General features: G+C 53.3%; 1 protein-coding gene. It reads right to left on the reverse strand.

Translation table 11 applies throughout. The annotated features are described in order from the left end of the window. Positions 1 to 390 (reverse strand): Gldg family protein (locus E3E42_RS11805; protein WP_206206137.1); only part of this gene is annotated, 390 nt, incomplete at both ends.

Here is a 390-nt window from a genome sequence, read left to right on the forward strand (position 1 = left end):
TTCACATCATCGTCCATAAGCTCATCAGCGTTGAACTTGATGCCATACTTCTCGACCACGGCGTTGAGGCTCTCGACGTTGGAGTACTTGTACCAGTCTCCGGCTATGAAGAGCCCACCACCGTTTTCAACGTACTCCTGAAGCGCCGCCACCTCGTTTGGAGTTAGGTCTTCCTTCGGGTTGAGGATTATCACGACGTCGTACTCCTTAAGCAGGTCGTAGGTGAGCGGTAGCTTGTTGATCTCTACCTCCCAGCCTAGATCGCTCTTGATCTTCTCGGCGAGCCCGTTAACGCCGACTTCCTCAACGTAGTACTGGCCGTGAGAGGCGTCGATTAGCACCTTGGTGATGGTGATGGTTATGTTACCTGGCTGGGTCATGTTGGTCTCG

It is taken from the genome of Thermococcus sp. JdF3 (assembly GCF_012027495.1).
In the GTDB taxonomy this organism is placed as follows: Archaea; Methanobacteriota_B; Thermococci; order Thermococcales; family Thermococcaceae; genus Thermococcus.